The following is a 16,507-nucleotide window of genomic DNA, read 5'->3' on the forward strand; positions in this document are numbered from 1 at the left end:
TCATGACAAGATAACCTGGCAATTGTCTGTGCATTTGTGGGGGCAGGCGTAAAATATACTGCATAATTGCCACTGTTGTGCGCGGATATTGTGAGGTGTTCTGCCTCAATTCACGCCGTGCCCGCTTTTTATGGTGCCGGCCTCAGGCCCGTTTCAACCAGCATTCCGCGTGCTTTGGCCTCTGGATAAAATCCTTTTGCGTACAAAAAGATGGCTCTCTGCTGATCGCCATCCGACAGCAGCCAAGCGCCGCGCAGGTACTTGCCCGCAAACTCCAGATTGGTGTCCGCATCCAGCAATCCCTGGGCATTTCCTTTGTATCCCATGGACCTCGCCGTGGCCGGCAGGATTTGCAGCAGCCCATAATATGGCCGGTTCACAGCCCAGGGCCGGTGGGTACTTTCGCGGATGGCCAGTTTGTGAACCAGCTCGCGAGGCAGTTCATAGTGATCGGCCCATTTGTTGATCGACGCGCGCAGTTCGGGCGTCTCGTTCGGGTAAAGAGGCGGGTCAAACTGATCCCCGGCTGCTCGGGTGGTGCGGTCAGAGCCGCCGCAGGCGGCAAGAGGGGCTGCCAGCAGAAAGGCCAGTATGCTGCGGCGAAGGATATTTGGCATGTAGTGTCTCCGGAAGGCGTTGTCGGATGATATGAATGACGCGAATAACTGCAAGCATAGGTCGGAATTCTGGCTGAATTTTGCTCGTGCTCGCCCTGCACAAAGAAAAGGCCGCGCAGGATTTGCGCGGCCTTTCAATTTCAAAACGCCTTTTGAAATCAGGCTTTTGCTTCGTCTTCTTCAGCCGGAGCTTCGTCGGCGGCAACCAGCTCTTCGTCGTCAGACGCGGCCGAGCCGATATCGTCGAACAGTTCGGCGATCTCGAATTCAGCAGCCGCTTCTTCTTCAGCAGCCAGTTCCTGAATCGATTTGCCCGAAGCCTGCAATTCAGCTTCTTCTTCCGAACGGGCAACGTTCATCTTGATTTCAACTTCGACCTCGGGGTGCAGGCGAACTGCAACCGCGTGCAAGCCCAGTTCCTTGATCGGTGCGACCAGAACGACCTGTTTCTTATCGACGGTGAAACCAGCCTCGGTTGCGGCGTCTGCGGCGTCACGCGGGGTGACCGAGCCGTACAGAGCACCGGCATCCGATGCCGAGCGAATCACGATGAACTGCTGACCGTCCAGCTTTTCAGCCAGGGCTTCAGCTTCTGTTTTGGTTTCCAGGTTGCGTGCTTCAAGCTGCGCTTTCTGGGCTTCGAACAACGCGATGTTCGCATCAGACGCGCTCAGCGCTTTGCCCTGAGGCAGCAGGAAGTTGCGGGCATAGCCGGGCTTGACGTCAACGACGTCGCCCATCTGACCCAGTTTCGCAACGCGTTCCAGAAGGATAACTTGCATGTCAGTCTCTCCTTACTTCACAGCGTAGGGCAGCAGGGCGAGGAAGCGAGCGCGCTTGATAGCGCGAGCCAGTTCACGCTGCTTTTTCGCCGAAACGGCGGTGATGCGCGAAGGTACAATCTTGCCACGCTCAGAGATGTAGCGCTGTAGCAGACGGGTGTCTTTATAGTCGATCTTCGGCGCATTCTCACCCGAGAACGGGCAGACCTTGCGGCGGCGGAAAAATGGTTTTGCGGCCATGGTTTATGTCCTTTCGTCAGGCGTTGATCAGCGGCGCTCGCGGCGGCCTTCGCGCTCATCGCGCTTCTGCATCTGGACCGAAGGGCCCTCGTTGTGCTCGTCGACCTTGATGGTCAGAACGCGCATAACATCGTCATGCAGGCGCATCAGGCGCTCCATTTCCTGAACGGCGCCAGCGGGGGCGTCGGTCTTCAGGAAGGAATAGTGACCCTTGCGGTTCTTGTTGATCTTGTAGGCCATTGTCTTGACGCCCCAGTACTCGCTTTCGACGACGTTGCCGCCGTTGTCAGCCAGAACGGTGCCGAAATGTTCGACAAGGCTTTCTGCCTGCGCGTTGGACAGATCCTGACGCGCGATCATTACATGCTCATACAGTGGCATGTGCACTCCTGTTTATATCAAGGCGCATTTCAAAGGCGGGGCCATTTAGTCCTTCGCGACCCTGCCACGAGAGGCTGCGCGATTCATGTGAATACGAAGGATGGCTCCGTATACACGTTTGAGCGGGCGGAGCAATAGCCGCCTTACCTGCCTTGGTGAAGTCGCCCAATTTCCTTTGAGGTGCCCAATTCCTGACTCTTTTCAAAACGAAGCTGACAACAAGCCGGGCACTTCCCGGGGGCTAAGAAACACAGACAGGGCAAATCTGATGGCCGTGATGAACACAAACACTTTTCAACAAGCATCGTCGGATACGACATATGACCAAGCCGTACCCGTTCTGATCACTTTCGCTCCGAACTGGAAGGCACGTTTGATCCTGTTTCGGGTGCTGGGCGCATTCCTGATTGTTTCGGCCTTTTCGATGTGGCTGATGCCTGGGTCCGTGATTGGCGCCGATGTCTGGCCGATCAAGCTGGCGGCGTCGATGATGTTCCTGCTGGGGGGGGTCAGCCTGCTGACGATTGAGGTCATGGATGCGCGTCCCGACGCCTATTTCGATCCGATCCGCCGCGAGGTGCGCGTTTTGCAAAAGAACGAAAATGGTCGCCCGCAGACGGTGTTGCGTCGGGGCTACGATACGCTGGGCGGCGCGCGTTTTGCTGATGATCAGGTCGAACTGTTCGATGTCGACGGCAGCGTGCTGATGAAACTGCCCCTGGAATCGGCGGATGTCAGCCGAGCGCTGAAGGGGCAACTCAGCGGAAGCGTAACAATTTTCGCCTGAATTTTATTCTGTTCATTTAAGAACAGAATTTGTGAAAGATTAAAGCTTGTGTGCCGCCCTTGGGCGGCACATCCTGTTTGAGGAGCAACCAAACCGGTTTGCAAACACATATTGCGGAGATTGACATGAAATCCTTACTGCTTGCTTCTGCACTGGCGGCATCAGCAACCACAGCTCTGGCCAGCGCTGATAAATATGTTCTGGACCCCAGCCACAGCCAGGTCATTTTTAACTATAATCACCTCGGCTTTTCGACGACTTATGGCATGTTCGCTGGCTTTGAAGGTGAGATTCTGTTCGATCAGGAAAATCCTTCTGCATCCAGTGTGTCGGTTTCGATGCCGGTTGTTGAAATGTTCACCGGCTGGGAAGCACGGGAAGAACACTTCATGTCAGCCGACTTCTTTGCACTCACTGATGGTGACGTGGTGACCTTCAATTCGACCGCGATTGAGGTGACGGGAGAGGACACTGCCAAGATCACCGGCGATCTGACCATGAACGGCGTGACCAAGCCTGTTGTTCTGGACGCGAAACTGAACCAGGTGGGCGAGCACCCGATGGCGGGCAAGCCCTGGGCGGGCTTTGACGCCACGACGACCTTGCTGCGCAGCGACTTTAACCTGGGCAAATTCGCGCCTTTCGTCAGCGACGAAGTTGAAATCGCGATTTCGGTCGAGGCGCAAAAGGCCGAGTAAGCCTTGCGAAATTCTGAGCCGCCAGAGTTTTCTCTGGCGGCTTTTTTGTGCCTGGTTTCTGCTGCTAGGGGCTATTCTGGGCGTTCAGCCTTCAGTTCGATGTCAACCAGGACCGCAAAGGCCAGCGAATCTTCCTGAGGCATGGACTGGCCGATACCAAAATCCAGCCGGTTCAATTCAAGCTGCGCAGACATCGCGGCCGTGTTCCCTTTAAGATCAAGCGTAAAGGGCAAGACGATATCTATCGTTTTATCCCGGATCGTCAGCGGACCGCGCGCCTCATAGCTGCTGTCGGTGCGAAACAGATCAGCCGTGAACCGGGCTGTCGGGAATTGCGCATTGGCAAAGAAATCTGCTCCCATCGCCTGATCCGTGACCGTGCCTAGGCTGAGAGAGGCGATCGCAATCGTCACCTCGACCGTGCCTGCGGGGCCAGGTTCCGCGGGTGCGTCAAAGGAAATCGCCGCGGTCCAATCGGCGAAATCACCTGTGACCGGGCTGCCCAATTGCGTGATCGTGATCGACAAATTGCCGTCGGTAACCTGCCAGTCCGACTGCACCTCGGCCAGTTCTACCGCGCCGGTTTCTCCTTGGGCGTGATCGTCAAACGAGCCAAAAACCCAGCCTCCGGTCAGCACCCCGGCCCAGACAACAATCGCGGCCAATACAGGTGTTGCCGAGTGATGCTGCTCGGGCGGTTCCGGGGCGTCCGCGCGTCCGGGCAGCATACGACGCAATGTGCTGTCCCTGTCGATGACGTGATGTTTCAAGGCGCCCGCGATATGCAGGCCAAGCGCAGCGGCCAGCACCAGAATGAACAGCCAGTGCAGATTTGCGGTCAATTCGGCCAGATATGCGGATTTGGGCACAAAGGGGAGGTTCTGTCCAAAGGGCCACAGGATGGGCGCGAACCCCTCGGCGGCTGCGTGGTGCAACCAGCCGGTGAATGGCACCAACAGCAGAGACCCGTACAAAAGCCAATGCACCGTCTCGGCGGCAAAGGCCTCGGGTTTATTGTCTGCATTCAGAAGGCCGGGCTTGGTCTGGGTCATCGCCCAGATTATTCGGGCCAGAGCCACAAAGAAAATCGCAATGCCCAGCGTCTTATGAATTGAAAACAAACGCGCAACCCGGGCGATGTCCTCTTCTGATGAGGCGATTGCCGGGTCGAAGATGGCGTGGGCCATATTTTCAGCAACCCAGCCCAACGGCAGAACCGTAAGTATCATCAGCGCCGTAAGCCAGTGAAATGCTTTAGTGACGCCGCCATAGCTGGATCTGGTATTCGTCAGAGACATCGGTTGAAAGCTCCGCTTGGTTGACAAGGCTACCCTAAATGGATGGGGAAGGGACGCAATAGCGCGCAACGCACAGTATAAGTGTCACAATGCAGAGCTTGTGTGAGAGCGTTTCACGGTTTACACCCCGCCGCATCTTAACGTCATCCAAGAGGTCTCAATGACAATCGCGTTCGTTTTCCCCGGGCAGGGGGCCCAGACAATCGGAATGGGCAAAGCGCTGGCCGATGCGTACCCCGCGGCTCAGGCTGTCTTTGATGAGGTGGACGACGCTTTGGGTGAAAAGTTGAGCGATCTGATCTGGGACGGTGAGATTGAGGCTCTGACCCTGACGCAAAATGCCCAGCCTGCGCTGATGGCGACCTCGATTGCCGCCATGCGCGCGCTTGAGGCCGAGGGGGTGTCGATCTCCAAGGCATCTTTTGTTGCGGGGCATTCGCTGGGCGAGTACTCGGCGTTGGCCGCTGCTGGTGCGTTGTCGGTTGCTGACACGGCGCGGTTGTTGCGCACCCGTGGTCAGGCCATGCAAAGCGCCGTGCCCGTGGGTGAAGGCGCGATGGCCGCCATACTGGGGCTGGATCTGGACGCTGTCCGCACGGTCGCCCAAGAGGCCGCACAGGGCGAGGTCTGTCAGGCTGCAAATGACAACGACCCGACCCAGGTGGTGGTTTCGGGCGCAAAGGCGGCGGTTGAACGCGCTGCCGAGATTGCCAAGGAAAAGGGGGCCAAACGCGCCATCATGCTGCCGGTCAGCGCCCCGTTCCATTGTGCGCTGATGCAGCCTGCCGCCAACGTCATGGCCGAGGCGTTGGCTGCGGTTGAAATCAAGGCACCTGCGGTTCCGCTGGTGGCCAATGTGCGCGCCGAGGCTGTGACCGATCCGGACCTGATCCGGCAGCTGCTGGTTGAACAGGTTACTGGCTCGGTCCGGTGGCGTGAAAGCGTGCAATATATGGTGGCTCAGGGTGTAACCGCTGCTTGGGAGATCGGAGCGGGCAAGGCTCTGTCAGGCATGATCCGCAAGATCGAGCGGTCCGTCGCCTGTCAGGCGGTCGGAACCCCAGATGATGTTGCAAAAGCCCTTCAGGCAGTGGCCTGATCAGTATTTTCGTTGAGGACAACGAACCAAGAAGGAATCCGAATGTTTGATTTGACTGGTAAGAACGCTCTGATCACCGGAGCTTCGGGCGGAATCGGCGGCGATATCGCGCGTGCGCTGCATGGGGCGGGCGCGGCTGTTGCGCTCTCTGGTACGCGGGTCGAGCCGCTGCAGGCGCTGGCTGATGATCTGGGTGAGCGCGCGCATGTCGTGCCCTGTAACCTCAGCGATCTTGAGGCTGTTGCCGCGCTGCCCAAACAGGCGTCGGACGCCATGGGGTCGGTTGATATTCTGGTCAACAATGCGGGGATCACGCGCGACAACCTGTTCATGCGGATGTCGGAAGAGGAATGGCAAACTGTGATCAACGTTAACCTCAATGCCACCGCAATGCTGTGCAAAGGCGTTCTGCGGGGCATGATGAAGGCACGTTGGGGCCGGATCGTGAACATCTCGTCGGTTGTCGGTGCGATCGGGAACCCCGGTCAGGCAAACTATGCCGCCTCCAAGGCGGGTATGGTCGGTCTCTCCAAAGCCATCGCGCATGAGGTTGCAACACGCGGGATCACCGTGAACGCGGTTGCGCCCGGTTTCATCACCACCGCGATGACCGAAAAACTGACTGATGAGCAAAAGGCCGGCCTTCTGCAGCAGGTTCCCGCCGGTCGCATGGGTGAACCCGAAGAGATCGCCGCTGCTGTACTGTATCTTGCAAGCCCCGAAGCGGGTTATGTTACCGGAAGCACCTTGCATGTGAACGGCGGTATGGCCATGTTGTAGGCGCAGTTCAGGGCAAGCGCGAAAGCGTTTGCCTTGTGCGTTGTCTGTGCTATAGGGCGGCGCATATGCTTAAGGGCCGGTCGAATTGGCCGGTTTGCTGATTTCCCGGGTATCCGGGACCCAAACCGCCCGGAACGGGCAAAACAAAGCCACCCCGAGCGGGCAAGGGCAGAACCGGGCAAAGCGCCCTGAAATGGAATGAGGAATAGACATGAGCGACGTCGCAGATCGCGTTAAAAAGATCGTTGTTGAGCACCTGGGTGTTGAAGAGGACAAGGTTGCCGAAAACGCTTCGTTCATCGACGACCTGGGCGCAGACAGCCTGGACACCGTTGAGCTGGTTATGGCTTTCGAAGAAGAGTTCGGCATCGAAATCCCGGATGACGCAGCCGAAACCATCCAGACCTTTGGCGACGCCGTCAAATTTATCAGCGAAGCTTCCTAAGAGTTTCGAACTGATCAAAAGCGGCGCTTCCGTGCAACGGGGGCGCCGTTTTTCTTTGCGTATATCAATTCGCTCTTGCGCCACCGAAATCGTGTTTGCACTCTGACCCACGAGGCAGAAAAACCAAGCGGGCAAGGGCATGATAAGATCCACCCCGATGATAAACACAGCGCGACTGACGCTGTGCGCAATGCGCCCAGAGGACTTTAACCGGTTCGCTGAGATTTGGTGCAATCCTGATGTTGTGCGCTACATCAGTGGTAAGCCACTCACACGCGGTGAAGCGTGGGATTCGTTTTTGCGCAATGCAGGTCACTGGCATATGGCCGGGTTCGGGCAGTGGGGCGTTGTGATGCAGTCGAATCGCACGTTGATCGGGCAGGCGGGCTTTTTCTATGCGAACCGGTGCCTGGGTGCGGATTTTGATACCTTTCCCGAAGCTGGCTGGGTTCTGGCACCGGAAGTGCAGGGGCAGGGGCTCGGGTATGAGGCGGCGCAGGCCGCACATGATTGGTTCGACAGGGTTATACCTGGGCCGCTGGTTGCGATGGTGGATGCCGACAACGAAACCTCGCAGAAACTGGCAGGCAAGCTTGGTTACAAAGAGATGCGGGCTACCGAGTATAAAGACACCGATGTAAAGCTGTTTCGGCGAGACGGGCCACCGGCACGCCACTGATATCCTGCGGACCCGGGCCGTGACGCAAACAGACCGCCTTGTGCCGATACTGTAAAACGCAGGTCATTTTGCCGCTTGTATGCTATTCTGGATTACCAGAGCGTAGGAGTGGGCTCATGATGATTTACCCTACAATGGAACTGCAGAACGGCCGATGCGTGACGCTGGACAAGGGCCGTCTGAATGAGGCGATGATCTGGCATGTCGATCCGGTCGAAACTGCGCGCAGCTGGTCTGTCGCAGGGGCTGAATGGATGCACCTGACCGACTTCGATGCGATTGAGGGGCGCGATACCAATGCCGCGCTGGTCGAAGAGATCATTCGCGGTGCGGAAATGCCGGTGCAACTGGCGGGTGGCATGCGCACGCGCGAACAGATCGAACACTGGATCGACAAGGGGGCCGGACGCATCGTCGTCGGAACGCTGGCGGCGCGCGATCCTCATCTGGTGCAGGAACTGGCCCGGCTTTATCCCGATCAGATCGTATTGGCCGTTGATGTCTGGCAGGGCTTTGTCATGACCGAAGGCTGGCGAAGTCAGAGTGCATTCACCCCCGAGGCCTTCATAGATGCATTTGCGCAGACACCCTTTGCGGCCATTCTGGTCACAGATATCAACAGCGATATGGAAGATGTCGAGGCTCAGCTGGGTCTGATTTCTGGGCTGGCTGCGCATTCGCGCACACCGGTGATTGCCAGCGGCGTGGTGCGCACGGCGGATGACATCTCGCGGCTGGCCTATATCCACAACATTGCGGGTGCGCTGGTTGGGCGGGCGCTGTTCCGCAAGACGCTGGCGTTGTCGGATGCGCTGGAGGTTGCCAAGACAGCGCATGAACCGGTCGCACAGTTCCAGTGACCTTTGGGCGATTTGCCCCGTGATTGTGACTTTCGAGGGAAGGCGGATTCTCGCCTTCCTGTCGGGGTGATCGTGAAACAGCGGCGCATCGAACGGCTTTGACGGCACGAAGCGGGTGCAGCAGTGTGCTGTTGCTCTTGCCCCCGCACCCCGGGCCGGGGTATGAGCGGTTCTCATAAGAGGAAGCAGGCAAGAGGCACTTCATGCGCAGAGTTGTTGTTACCGGTCTGGGATTGGTCACTCCTTTGGCCAGCGGGGTCGAGGAAACATGGTCGCGGCTGCTGGCCGGGGAATCCGGCGCAGGTCCGATCACGCAGTTTGATGCTGAGGCAAGTGGGGTCACCACGACTTATGCTTGCGAAGTGCCACGTGGGGACGGCACCAACGGGACGTTCAATCCTGATGACTGGATGCCCCCGAAAGAGCAGCGCAAGATTGAGGATTTCATCCTCTATTCCATCGCTGCGGCCGAGATGGCCTGCAAAGACGCAAACTGGCTGCCCGAGGATGAAGAGGCGCGTTTGCGCACCGGTGTTCTGATCGGCTCGGGCATTGGTGGTCTCGGTTCGATCGCCAATACCGCCAACCTGATCCGCGACAAGGGCCCGCGTCGGGTGTCGCCCTTCTTTATCCCGGGCGCGCTGATCAACCTCGCCTCGGGGCAGGTGTCGATCCGTCATGGGTTCAAGGGGCCGAACCATTCGGTGGTTACGGCCTGTTCGACGGGGGCGCACGCCATTGGCGATGCGAGCCGCATCATTCGCGCAGGCGATGCGGATGTGATGATCGCCGGAGGTGGCGAAGGCTGCATCTGTGAGATCGGGATTGCGGGTTTTAACGCCTGTAAGGCCCTTTCCACCAAATATGCAGACGATCCGAAGAAGGCAAGCCGCCCCTACGACGTTGACCGTGACGGATTCGTAATGGGCGAGGGCGCGGGTATCGTGGTTCTGGAAGACTACGAACATGCCAAGGCGCGTGGCGCAAAGATTTACGCTGAGGTTCTGGGATACGGCATGTCGGGGGATGCGTATCACATCACCGCACCGTCCGAGGATGGAGACGGCGCCGAGCGTTCGATGCAGGCCGCCCTGCGCAGTGCTGGTCTGGCACCAGAGAATCTGGACTATATCAACGCCCACGGCACATCAACCATGGCAGACACCATCGAGTTGGGCGCGGTTGAGCGGCTGCTGGGGGATCATGCCGGCAAGGCGACTATGTCGTCGACAAAATCGGCCACCGGTCACTTGCTCGGGGCCGCCGGTGCCATCGAGGCGATCTTTTCGATCCTGGCGATCCGGGATCAAGTTGCGCCGCCGACGATCAATCTGGACAACCCGGCGGTGGAAACACCGATTGACCTCGCTCCCAATGCCAAGCGCGCGAGAGAGATCAATATCGCCCTGTCGAACTCGTTTGGGTTTGGCGGTACCAATGCAAGTGTGATCTTCGGAAAGGTCGACTAAATGTGGCGGGCTCTGGCGTCGAATATGCTGACTATTCTGGTGGTTGGCCTGTTTCTGATGGGCGGTCTGATCCTTTGGGGGCAGTCGCAGTACACCTCTGAGGGCCCGCTTGAAACCGCTATGTGCCTGCAAGTTAAGCCAGGTTCAAATATGACGAAAGTCAGCCGCCAGCTTGAAGATCAGGGCGCGATCAGCAGCGCTACGATTTTTCGGATGGCGGCGGACTATGCAGACAAGTCTCAGCAGTTGAAAGCTGGTAGTTTTCTGGTGCGCGAGGGTGCATCGATGCAAGAGATTGTCGATGACATTACGCGCAGCGGTGCCAGCACTTGCGGGACAGAGATTGAATATCGTATCGGCGTAACGCGGACTCAAGCCCGTGTGCGCGAGCTGGACCCGGCGACGCTGGACTTTGTCGAGATCGCTTCGTTTGATCTGAGTGACGATGAAACCCCTGAAATATATGCCGAAAAGAGAGATGAATCTGATACGCGGTATCGCATTTCTCTGGCCGAGGGTGTGACCAGCTGGCAAATTGTGGAAGCTTTGAAATCGATGGACGTTCTTGCGGGTGAGGTCTCGGATATTCCGGCTGAAGGGATGCTGGCACCTGACAGCTATGAGGTGTCGCAAGGTCAGGATCGCGGCGCGCTTCTTGAGGAAATGAAGGAAAAACAGCAGTTTAGGGTTAATTCCGTGTGGGAGTCGCGGCAAGCGGACTTGCCGCTGGACAGCCCCGAAGAGATGCTGATCCTAGCCTCAATCATCGAAAAGGAAACCGGTCTGGCCGAAGAGCGCCGACAGGTTGCCAGCGTTTTTGTGAACCGGTTGAACCAGGGTATGAAGCTGCAGACGGACCCGACCGTGATTTATGGCGTCACAAAGGGTCAAGGCACGCTAGGCCGTGGGCTGCGGCGCAGTGAGCTTCGGCGCTCAACGCCTTGGAATACCTACCTGATCGACGGTTTGCCGCCGACCCCGATTGCGAACCCGGGGCTGGCGAGCCTTGAGGCTGCCGTGGCACCGGATGACACGAACTATATCTTCTTCGTGGCCGACGGAACGGGTGGTCACGCCTTTGCGGAGACCTTGCAAGAGCATAATCGGAACGTCGCGAAATGGCGTGAGATTGAGGCAGAGCGTCAGAACTCGAACAACTGATCGCACCAACGGTTCTGTTTGATTTGTACGTTGATCGAGGCGTGCATTGTACGATTTGTACAAAACTCAAACCGTGAAAATTGGATCAGGCAAGCGGTTTTTCTGCGCTGCCAGAGTCACGGTGTGTGAAGCGTTGCGCTTGGAGGGCTTTCGGAACGTTATAAACCGCACGCCCGACAGGCGAACACCTTTCCGGGCGTGCGGGGTAACGTCGATTCAAGCGGCAGGACGACGACGCGGACGGCGGCGTTTGTTGCCGGGTTTGGGTGCGTCGGCTTTGGCCTGGGGTCTTGGTCCGCGGCGGCGGTTATTCTGGCGTCGTGCGGGTTTCTTCGGGGCGATGGCCTCGGGCATTTCGCCGCTGGCAACCGGGATTTCGATCTTCATCAGTTTCTGAATCTGGCGCAGCAGGTCGACCTCTTCCGCTGAGCAGAAGGCGATGGCCTCACCCTCGCGCCCCGCACGAGCGGTGCGGCCGATGCGGTGGACATAGTTGTCGGGCACTTCGGGCAGGTCATAGTTGATCACATAGGCCACGCCCGGAATGTCGATGCCGCGCGCGGCGACGTCGGTGGCAACGAGGACGTTGATCTCACCGGCACGGAAGGCCTTGATCGCGCGGTCGCGCTGGCCCTGGCTTTTGTTGCCGTGGATCGAGGCGGCGTTGAACCCATCCGCGACCAGCCCTTTCATCAGCTTTTCGGCCCCGTGTTTGGTGCGGGAAAAGACCAGCGTGAGGGCGTCTGTATCCGCCGAGAGAATCTCGCGCAGCTTAGTGGGCTTTGCAGGTTTTTCAACGAAGTGGATCGACTGGGTGATCTTGTCCGCCGCTTTGCCCGGAGGCGAAACCTGAACCCGTTGAGGGTTGGTCAGGTAGGCACGGCTGAGTTCCTCCATCTGTTTCGGCATGGTGGCCGAGAACAGCATGGTCTGGCGCGGCGTGCCCAGTTCAGGCGCAATGCGGCGCAGGGCATGGATGAAACCCATATCGAGCATCTGGTCGGCCTCGTCCAGCACCAGATGACGGACCGAGCTGAGATCGACCGCGCCACGCTCCATCAGGTCGATCAGGCGACCGGGGGTGGCAACCAGAATGTCGGTGCCGCGCGACAGGAACATGACCTGCTTGTTGATCGATTGCCCGCCGACCACGGTGGCGACGCGCAGTTTGGTTTTCTTGGTCAGGTTGCGCAGGCTGTCGGCGATCTGGTTCACCAGTTCGCGCGTGGGCGCAAGGATCAGCGCCTTGGCGGTTTTGGGCGCGGGTTTGCCGGGCTGGGCCAGCAGGTGGTCGATCAGCGGCAGGCCAAAGGCCAGCGTTTTGCCGGTGCCGGTCTGTGCAAGGCCAAGAATGTCGTGCCCGTTCAGCGCCAGCGGGATCGCCTGGTTCTGGATCGGGGTGGGTTGGGTGAAATTGGCGCGTTTCAGCGCATCGTTCAGAGCGGGCGCAAGGCCCAGCATGTCGAAGTCGAACAAATAACTATCCTTTTCAGCCCGGAGCATTGGCCCACGGGCAGGTCATGGCTGGCCGCATCCGCGACCGGCAGGGGTTGTGCGAGACCTCTGGACACGCAGTGGCATCCGGTCGTCGCGTCAAGAACCCTGCGTGAAGGGGAACTATTGGGTGAATCGGGCGCTGTGGAGCGGGGATGGCCCGCAGATGCTCACGCGTCAGCGCTGTGTTTGAGGGGCAGATGCAGGCTGGGCGGCGAAATGTCAAGCTTGGTCCTGCATATTCCCCACCGATTGTGGTTGGAAGGCGGCCATTGTTACATCAAGCCAACAGCGCGGTTGACCGCAAATCCGGTGCTGACCGCCTGATATGTCGGGAAAGGCAACCGTGCGGTGGTTTCGATGTCGCGCTGAATCCAGTTTCGCGTTTCCAGCTGCTGCAACGACGAAGACAACGCCCTGTCGGTGATCGGCGCAAGCTGCGATCTGAGCGCGGAAAAGCGATGAGGCGTTCCCGTGAGCGCGAGAATGGGCACCGTCCAGCTCTTTCGCAGAGCCCTGAATTCCGTTTCGTCCGGCACGGCGTTGACGATGGCGCTGGCCATTTGCGCGGCTCTGGTTCCGGGCGGGGTCAGCCGGAACTCGGGGCGCAGGGGGTGGCCGTGTCCCGGGTTCCTCTCAAGCAGTCCGAGTGTGATGAGGTGGTCAAGGCTGGCCGCAAAGGCCGTTCGACCGGCGCAGGTGGCCGAGAGCAGGGGTGCTTGCCGTCCAGGGACGCCATCATGCAGCAGGGCCAGAATGTTAAGCGACCAGGCTCGAGAAGTAATCTTGACAAGCAAGTTAATGTCCATAAAGTATAGTTACTTTATTTTAATGCAAAAGGAAAGCTCTATGCCGCTCGTTACATTGAAAAATACGATCACGTTTGCGATCTCGGTTCGGGATCGTCATGCCAGCGCGGATTGGTACAGCGACAAGCTGGGGTTCGAGCTGAGCCATCACATTGATGAGGCGGGCTGGAGCGAAATGAGCACCAATGTGGAGGGTGTGACCCTAGGATTGGGTGAGCAGGCAGAGCCGGTGCCGGGAAACTGCGTGCCGGTCTATGAGGTTGCCGACATTGCCGAGGCACGGGGTGCGCTGGAGGCCGCCGGGGTAAAGTTTGATGGTGCGACCGAGACTGTCGAGGGGATGGTCAGCACGGCCACATTCTATGATCCCGATCAGAACGCGATGATGCTGGCGCAGGATTTATCGGGCGGTTGATCCTAACACAGCGTACGGTGCCTGTTGCGTGGGTGTTGCGTAACGCATTGACTTTGCGCACTTAATCGCGTATCACTTGTGTCATGCTAGAAGAAGTGGGCAGCGGCCCCGGGGCGACCCGGCGGCCGTTTTTCGTTTCTCTCGTGCGGAAAAACTCACGCATGAGGTCACAAGCAAACATGACTTTGATTACCCCGGAAGAGCGGATTTCCCAGACGGCTGATTTACTGCAGTCGCTTGAGCGATCCATTCGCGATCTGCGCCAGGCAGCGGAAGAACTGCGAAAACAGATCGGTGCCGGGGAGGATGCAGACCTTGCCGGAACAGGCAAGCAACTGGGTCAGCTAGAGGGGCTGATCCGAAGTTGCCAGAAAGTGGAGACAAGCTTTGTCGAACAACATCACAGACAAGCCGGAATTGCCCAAGGGGGCTATGCGCTCGACCTTGGTCGGGCACGATCTGAGATCGGGTGCAGGCTGGCTCGCCTCCGCGCCTGCTGCGGTGCAGGACAGATTTCTGAGTGAGATCGGGGAGGGAGGGCTGTGTGCCCTCCCTTTCTTGTTCGAGTTCTGGGCGCTGCCGCACCAATTGCCGCCCGAGGGCGATTGGCGGTCATGGGTAATCATGGGCGGGCGCGGCGCGGGGAAGACGCGGGCCGGGGCCGAGTGGGTTCGGTCGATGGTCGAAGGGTCAAAGCCGCTGGACAAGGGCGAGGCAAGCCGTGTCGCGCTGATTGGTGAGGCCTTTGATCAGGTGCGCGATGTGATGATTTTTGGCGATAGCGGGATATTGCACTGCTCGCCCCCAGACCGGCGGCCCACATGGAAGGCATCCGAACGGAAACTGGTCTGGCCGAACGGGGCCGAGGCACAGGCGTTTTCAGCGCATGATCCCGAGGGGTTGCGTGGTCCGCAATTCGATGCCGCCTGGGTGGATGAACTGGCCAAGTGGAAAAAGGCGGGAGAGGCCTGGGATATGCTGCAGTTTGCGTTGCGGCTGGGGGAGCGGCCTCGGGTCTGTGCGACGACTACGCCGCGCAATGTGAAGGTTCTCAAGGATTTGCTGGCGTCTCCGTCCACGGTGCAGACCCATGCGCCGACCGAAGCGAACCGGGCCAATCTGGCGGCCTCGTTTCTGGACGAGGTACGCGCGCGGTATGCGGGTACGCGGCTGGGGCGGCAGGAATTGGACGGGGTGCTGCTGTCGGATGCCGAAGGGGCGCTGTGGACCGGGTCGATGCTGGAGGCGGCACGGGTGAGCCGAGTGCCCGAGCTGGACCGGATCGTGGTGGCGCTGGACCCGGCGGTGACTTCCGGTTCAGATGCGGATGCATGCGGGATTGTGGTGGTTGGCGCGCAGCTGCAGAGGTCACCTGAGGAATGGCGGGCTTATGTGCTAGCTGATCGAACGGTGCAGGGCGTTGGCCCGGCCGGTTGGGCGAAGGCGGCGATAGACGCGATGGACGAGTTCGGGGCCGAACGGCTGGTGGCCGAGGTCAATCAGGGCGGGCAACTGGTGGAAGAGGTGGTGCGGCAGGTGGACCCTCTGGTGCCGTTTAAGGCAGTGCGGGCCTCACGCGGCAAGGTGGCGCGGGCCGAGCCTGTGGCGGCGTTGTATGAGCAGGGCCGGGTGAGCCATGCGGCGGGGCTGGACGCGCTGGAGGAACAGATGTGCCAGATGACCGCGCGGGGGTTTGAGGGGCAGGGTTCACCCGACCGGGTCGACGCGCTGGTCTGGGCACTGCATGAGTTGGTTGTGGGGCCTGCGGGGGCGTATCGGCGGCCTAGGGTGCGGGTGGTGTAACGCCAACCACCCCAAGGCGTCTGACGGTCGCGCGAGATCGCAGCGCTCAGTCGTCAAGCTGAAACAGGTCTTCCACCCGGACTTTGAGTTCTTGCGCAAGTCTCAAAGCCAAGACCGTTGAGGGGGCGAAGACCCCGTTTTCAATGGTGTTTATGGTCTTCCGGCTGACCTCGATACGCCGGGCGAGCTCAGCCTGGGTTAACCCCGCTTTCAGGCGGTATTCTTTCAGGCTGGATTTGAGCTGGTTCATCCCGCCCGGCCCGTCAAAGCCGCAATGAGCATCCAGGCAGACGGGGCGCAAATCAGTACGACGCCGAGCCATAAGAAACTGCCGGATGCGCCGGTTGCGAAGAACACCCAGAAACATATCACGGCGGCCCAGTAGCCGAATTGATAAGAGCCACGGTGCGAGGCAACGGTTTGCTCGTCCCAGGCGGGTCGGATTGTGTTGGGCTTAGCGACTGACACGAGAAACTGTACACCCCCAGAAATGAGCGCCAGAGCGGCAATCATCAGCAGGTGATACGGCTGCAGAGACTGACCTATCAACGACAGGACAAAAAGCGCACCGGCTGCGATCACCAGTGATATGTTGCTGATAAGGCGTGCCAGTGTGAGCAGGTTCATTATCGTCTCCATTTGTAACCTCTGGGTTACATGGTGGTTCGAAAGTGTAACGTCAAGGTTACA

The 16,507-nt window shown here is 59.0% G+C and carries 21 protein-coding genes; 12 read left to right on the forward strand and 9 right to left on the reverse strand.

The window, feature by feature from the left end; all coding sequences use genetic code 11:
* Positions 1–128 precede the first annotated feature (128 nt).
* The 4 genes from ACR0I7_RS02570 to rpsF all read right to left on the reverse strand — a co-directional run bounded on the left by ACR0I7_RS02570 (position 129) and on the right by rpsF (position 2,020).
* Positions 129–617, reverse strand: a complete 489-nt coding sequence (locus ACR0I7_RS02570; RefSeq protein ID WP_480508125.1) for a transglycosylase SLT domain-containing protein — start codon at positions 615–617, stop codon at positions 129–131.
* Between the two features lie 158 nt (positions 618–775).
* Positions 776–1,399, reverse strand: a complete 624-nt coding sequence (gene rplI, locus ACR0I7_RS02575; protein WP_480508127.1) for a 50S ribosomal protein L9 — start codon at positions 1,397–1,399, stop codon at positions 776–778.
* Positions 1,400–1,411: 12 nt separating this feature from the next.
* Entirely contained in the window at positions 1,412–1,639 is a 228-nt protein-coding gene (gene rpsR, locus ACR0I7_RS02580; RefSeq protein WP_005608650.1) for a 30S ribosomal protein S18, read from the reverse strand.
* 27 nt (positions 1,640–1,666) lie between these two features.
* On the reverse strand, positions 1,667–2,020 hold the full coding sequence (gene rpsF, locus ACR0I7_RS02585; protein ID WP_082637099.1) for a 30S ribosomal protein S6: 354 nt from the start codon (positions 2,018–2,020) through the stop codon (positions 1,667–1,669).
* A 277-nt stretch (positions 2,021–2,297) separates the two neighbouring features.
* Between rpsF and ACR0I7_RS02590 the strand changes: the two genes are divergently transcribed.
* Both ACR0I7_RS02590 and ACR0I7_RS02595 read left to right on the forward strand, forming a co-directional pair.
* On the forward strand, positions 2,298–2,807 hold the full coding sequence (locus ACR0I7_RS02590) for a hypothetical protein (protein ID WP_480508129.1): 510 nt from the start codon (positions 2,298–2,300) through the stop codon (positions 2,805–2,807).
* A 125-nt stretch (positions 2,808–2,932) separates the two neighbouring features.
* Positions 2,933–3,505, forward strand: coding sequence for a YceI family protein (locus tag ACR0I7_RS02595; protein WP_480508131.1), 573 nt, complete (start codon positions 2,933–2,935; stop codon positions 3,503–3,505).
* Positions 3,506–3,576: 71 nt separating this feature from the next.
* Here the strand turns inward: ACR0I7_RS02595 and ACR0I7_RS02600 are convergent, their stop codons facing one another.
* Complete coding sequence (locus ACR0I7_RS02600; RefSeq protein WP_480508133.1) at positions 3,577–4,803, reverse strand: cytochrome b/b6 domain-containing protein; 1,227 nt, start codon at positions 4,801–4,803, stop codon at positions 3,577–3,579.
* A 160-nt stretch (positions 4,804–4,963) separates the two neighbouring features.
* Here ACR0I7_RS02600 and fabD point away from each other — a divergent pair, with 160 nt between their 5' ends.
* The 7 genes from fabD (at position 4,964) to mltG (ending at position 11,296) form a co-directional block, all read left to right on the forward strand.
* On the forward strand, positions 4,964–5,902 hold the full coding sequence (fabD, locus tag ACR0I7_RS02605; protein ID WP_480508135.1) for an ACP S-malonyltransferase: 939 nt from the start codon (positions 4,964–4,966) through the stop codon (positions 5,900–5,902).
* A 42-nt stretch (positions 5,903–5,944) separates the two neighbouring features.
* On the forward strand, positions 5,945–6,682 hold the full coding sequence (gene fabG, locus ACR0I7_RS02610) for a 3-oxoacyl-[acyl-carrier-protein] reductase (RefSeq protein WP_480508137.1): 738 nt from the start codon (positions 5,945–5,947) through the stop codon (positions 6,680–6,682).
* Positions 6,683–6,893: 211 nt separating this feature from the next.
* Positions 6,894–7,127, forward strand: a complete 234-nt coding sequence (locus ACR0I7_RS02615) for an acyl carrier protein (protein ID WP_008756330.1) — start codon at positions 6,894–6,896, stop codon at positions 7,125–7,127.
* 139 nt (positions 7,128–7,266) lie between these two features.
* A complete protein-coding gene (locus ACR0I7_RS02620; RefSeq protein ID WP_480508139.1) occupies positions 7,267–7,806 on the forward strand; it encodes a GNAT family N-acetyltransferase in 540 nt (179 codons plus the stop codon).
* A 116-nt stretch (positions 7,807–7,922) separates the two neighbouring features.
* On the forward strand, positions 7,923–8,666 hold the full coding sequence (locus ACR0I7_RS02625; protein WP_480508141.1) for a 1-(5-phosphoribosyl)-5-[(5-phosphoribosylamino)methylideneamino]imidazole-4-carboxamide isomerase: 744 nt from the start codon (positions 7,923–7,925) through the stop codon (positions 8,664–8,666).
* A gap of 203 nt (positions 8,667–8,869) precedes the next feature.
* Complete coding sequence (fabF, locus tag ACR0I7_RS02630; protein ID WP_480508143.1) at positions 8,870–10,135, forward strand: beta-ketoacyl-ACP synthase II; 1,266 nt, start codon at positions 8,870–8,872, stop codon at positions 10,133–10,135.
* The gene (gene mltG, locus ACR0I7_RS02635; RefSeq protein ID WP_480508145.1) at positions 10,136–11,296 is read left to right on the forward strand and encodes an endolytic transglycosylase MltG; all 1,161 of its coding nucleotides are present in this window, start codon (positions 10,136–10,138) and stop codon (positions 11,294–11,296) included. It abuts the gene before it with no gap.
* A 216-nt stretch (positions 11,297–11,512) separates the two neighbouring features.
* On the opposite strand, the gene ACR0I7_RS02640 is transcribed toward mltG, so the two are convergent.
* Positions 11,513–12,772, reverse strand: a complete 1,260-nt coding sequence (locus ACR0I7_RS02640; RefSeq protein ID WP_480508147.1) for a DEAD/DEAH box helicase — start codon at positions 12,770–12,772, stop codon at positions 11,513–11,515.
* 293 nt (positions 12,773–13,065) lie between these two features.
* The gene (locus ACR0I7_RS02645) at positions 13,066–13,599 is read right to left on the reverse strand and encodes a winged helix-turn-helix transcriptional regulator (RefSeq protein ID WP_480508149.1); all 534 of its coding nucleotides are present in this window, start codon (positions 13,597–13,599) and stop codon (positions 13,066–13,068) included.
* A 40-nt stretch (positions 13,600–13,639) separates the two neighbouring features.
* Between ACR0I7_RS02645 and ACR0I7_RS02650 the strand changes: the two genes are divergently transcribed.
* The 3 genes from ACR0I7_RS02650 to ACR0I7_RS02660 all read left to right on the forward strand — a co-directional run bounded on the left by ACR0I7_RS02650 (position 13,640) and on the right by ACR0I7_RS02660 (position 15,817).
* On the forward strand, positions 13,640–14,014 hold the full coding sequence (locus ACR0I7_RS02650) for a VOC family protein (RefSeq protein WP_480508151.1): 375 nt from the start codon (positions 13,640–13,642) through the stop codon (positions 14,012–14,014).
* A 179-nt stretch (positions 14,015–14,193) separates the two neighbouring features.
* Positions 14,194–14,538 (forward strand): hypothetical protein, encoded by a 345-nt coding sequence (locus ACR0I7_RS02655; RefSeq protein WP_480508153.1) that lies wholly within the window; start codon positions 14,194–14,196, stop codon positions 14,536–14,538.
* Complete coding sequence (locus ACR0I7_RS02660; RefSeq protein WP_480508155.1) at positions 14,447–15,817, forward strand: DNA-packaging protein; 1,371 nt, start codon at positions 14,447–14,449, stop codon at positions 15,815–15,817. Before ACR0I7_RS02655 ends, ACR0I7_RS02660 begins: the two co-directional genes overlap by 92 nt.
* A gap of 46 nt (positions 15,818–15,863) precedes the next feature.
* Here the strand turns inward: ACR0I7_RS02660 and ACR0I7_RS02665 are convergent, their stop codons facing one another.
* Positions 15,864–16,067 (reverse strand): helix-turn-helix transcriptional regulator, encoded by a 204-nt coding sequence (locus ACR0I7_RS02665; RefSeq protein ID WP_480508157.1) that lies wholly within the window; start codon positions 16,065–16,067, stop codon positions 15,864–15,866.
* Positions 16,064–16,444, reverse strand: coding sequence for a hypothetical protein (locus ACR0I7_RS02670; protein ID WP_480508159.1), 381 nt, complete (start codon positions 16,442–16,444; stop codon positions 16,064–16,066). Before ACR0I7_RS02670 ends, ACR0I7_RS02665 begins: the two co-directional genes overlap by 4 nt.
* Positions 16,445–16,507 lie beyond the last annotated feature (63 nt).

This window comes from Ruegeria sp. AM1 (assembly GCF_056540745.1).

Excerpts from the sequence above, each read along its gene's own strand:
- ACR0I7_RS02570 (WP_480508125.1), bottom strand. The coding sequence starts at position 617 with ATGCCAAATATCCTTCGCCGCAGCATACTGGCCTTTCTGCTGGCAGCC.
- rplI (WP_480508127.1), bottom strand. The coding sequence starts at position 1,399 with ATGCAAGTTATCCTTCTGGAACGCGTTGCGAAACTGGGTCAGATGGGC.
- rpsR (WP_005608650.1), bottom strand. The coding sequence starts at position 1,639 with ATGGCCGCAAAACCATTTTTCCGCCGCCGCAAGGTCTGCCCGTTCTCG.
- rpsF (WP_082637099.1), bottom strand. The coding sequence starts at position 2,020 with ATGCCACTGTATGAGCATGTAATGATCGCGCGTCAGGATCTGTCCAAC.
- ACR0I7_RS02590 (WP_480508129.1), top strand. The coding sequence starts at position 2,298 with ATGAACACAAACACTTTTCAACAAGCATCGTCGGATACGACATATGAC.
- ACR0I7_RS02595 (WP_480508131.1), top strand. The coding sequence starts at position 2,933 with ATGAAATCCTTACTGCTTGCTTCTGCACTGGCGGCATCAGCAACCACA.
- ACR0I7_RS02600 (WP_480508133.1), bottom strand. The coding sequence starts at position 4,803 with ATGTCTCTGACGAATACCAGATCCAGCTATGGCGGCGTCACTAAAGCA.
- fabD (WP_480508135.1), top strand. The coding sequence starts at position 4,964 with ATGACAATCGCGTTCGTTTTCCCCGGGCAGGGGGCCCAGACAATCGGA.
- fabG (WP_480508137.1), top strand. The coding sequence starts at position 5,945 with ATGTTTGATTTGACTGGTAAGAACGCTCTGATCACCGGAGCTTCGGGC.
- ACR0I7_RS02615 (WP_008756330.1), top strand. The coding sequence starts at position 6,894 with ATGAGCGACGTCGCAGATCGCGTTAAAAAGATCGTTGTTGAGCACCTG.
- ACR0I7_RS02620 (WP_480508139.1), top strand. The coding sequence starts at position 7,267 with ATGATAAGATCCACCCCGATGATAAACACAGCGCGACTGACGCTGTGC.
- ACR0I7_RS02625 (WP_480508141.1), top strand. The coding sequence starts at position 7,923 with ATGATGATTTACCCTACAATGGAACTGCAGAACGGCCGATGCGTGACG.
- fabF (WP_480508143.1), top strand. The coding sequence starts at position 8,870 with ATGCGCAGAGTTGTTGTTACCGGTCTGGGATTGGTCACTCCTTTGGCC.
- mltG (WP_480508145.1), top strand. The coding sequence starts at position 10,136 with ATGTGGCGGGCTCTGGCGTCGAATATGCTGACTATTCTGGTGGTTGGC.
- ACR0I7_RS02645 (WP_480508149.1), bottom strand. The coding sequence starts at position 13,599 with ATGGACATTAACTTGCTTGTCAAGATTACTTCTCGAGCCTGGTCGCTT.
- ACR0I7_RS02650 (WP_480508151.1), top strand. The coding sequence starts at position 13,640 with ATGCCGCTCGTTACATTGAAAAATACGATCACGTTTGCGATCTCGGTT.
- ACR0I7_RS02655 (WP_480508153.1), top strand. The coding sequence starts at position 14,194 with ATGACTTTGATTACCCCGGAAGAGCGGATTTCCCAGACGGCTGATTTA.
- ACR0I7_RS02660 (WP_480508155.1), top strand. The coding sequence starts at position 14,447 with ATGCGCTCGACCTTGGTCGGGCACGATCTGAGATCGGGTGCAGGCTGG.
- ACR0I7_RS02665 (WP_480508157.1), bottom strand. The coding sequence starts at position 16,067 with ATGAACCAGCTCAAATCCAGCCTGAAAGAATACCGCCTGAAAGCGGGG.
- ACR0I7_RS02670 (WP_480508159.1), bottom strand. The coding sequence starts at position 16,444 with ATGAACCTGCTCACACTGGCACGCCTTATCAGCAACATATCACTGGTG.